Origin of the sequence: Rhizobacter sp. SG703, assembly GCF_012275445.1 — a bacterium.
Classification (GTDB): domain Bacteria; phylum Pseudomonadota; class Gammaproteobacteria; order Burkholderiales; family Burkholderiaceae_C; genus Rhizobacter.
Genome location: NZ_JAAZQK010000029.1, coordinates 1 through 1,114, shown reverse-complemented (window position 1 = coordinate 1,114; position 1,114 = coordinate 1). Strand labels below are relative to the sequence as shown.

The 1,114-nt window shown below is 61.0% G+C and carries 2 protein-coding genes; both read left to right on the top strand.

What is annotated here, in order from left to right:
- The first annotated feature begins 261 nt into the window (after positions 1–261).
- Positions 262–549 (top strand): hypothetical protein, encoded by a 288-nt coding sequence (locus tag FHT26_RS29440; protein WP_168563622.1) that lies wholly within the window; start codon positions 262–264, stop codon positions 547–549.
- A gap of 70 nt (positions 550–619) precedes the next feature.
- Positions 620–904: a hypothetical protein gene (locus FHT26_RS29435; protein WP_168563621.1), complete on the top strand. Its 285-nt coding sequence runs from the start codon at positions 620–622 to the stop codon at positions 902–904.
- Positions 905–1,114: the final 210 nt, after the last annotated feature.

Genomic DNA, 1,114 nt, shown 5'->3' with positions numbered 1-1,114 from the left:
ACGGGCTGCGAGTGGGAGTACGGAAACGTCTACGCCGAAGACGGCACGGAGCTGGGGTGGTGGGAGGGTGGCACCTGAAGGTCGCTCTTCGGCCAACAGCAGACGGTCGTGACTGACGGCTTTCGGGTAGTCTCCCGCAAGCCCGAACACCGTAGACTGCTCCATGAAATGCTTGTCATGCGGCGCTGCCGACTTTGCCGGACCTGAGGTCACCCGGCAAGCCGGGCGCCGCCTCTCATCTCAAAGGGTAGGCCACTGACTTTGGAAGCGTTGCTGCGTCATCCGAGTGAAGTTCTCTTTGCCGGCGTCTATGCCGCATCGGCGCTTGCGCTCTTCATCTTCAATCGCCATGAGTTCAATCGTTCGCAGGAGAAGGGCGCTCGATATAAGAAGTTGCCAGCCCCCTACAAGCTTGGCTGCTGGTTCGTAGTTTTGCCGTTGTTCGCCGGCACGATTCTCGTGGGTTGGCTGCTCATCCCCGCGGTCATTGGGTACGCGCTGCTTGAGGCCGCATGCGTTCGTTGGTACCGGAGTGCAGGGCTGCTTTGATGCAAGGCAGGCCTAACCATTCCATCGAGCCGACGCCTCACGGCGCGGCTCACGTCAAACGTTAGACGCCATGGATCGCGTAGTCCTTGTATGTCATGGAGTTCCCGCTGCTTCAGGGGCGGAGGCCGCCCTGGACATCACCGCTGAGTTCGCTGAGCATCGACCATGGCAGAAGCAGGTGAGCTGCACTTGGGATGGAAAGCGACTGACACTTCAAGCAGATACGGAGAATGACCCGAAGGGCCTCGGCTTGATGGATGAGTTCTCGGACTGTATTTCTGCATACATCGTGGAAGGATTCGACGGTGGCATTGCCGTGCAATCCATTTCACCGGTGGTCGACGATGGCGTCTAACCCCGCGCTCCAGCCGACGCGCGTCGGCCTGCGGCCTCCGCACGCGGCTGAGCTTCAACGTTGAACGGCCGCTTTCCGGAGGCTTGCTAAGCCCGTGCCAACTTCCGCTTTGGGTCGAGGCTGTGTGCAAAACGCGCAGAGCGCCGCACGGGATGCGCCGACCCGTCAACGTGCAGCACGCGCTCAGCGACGAGTTCGAGGTTGAGGGCT

Excerpts from the sequence above, each read along its gene's own strand:
- FHT26_RS29435 (WP_168563621.1), top strand. The coding sequence starts at position 620 with ATGGATCGCGTAGTCCTTGTATGTCATGGAGTTCCCGCTGCTTCAGGG.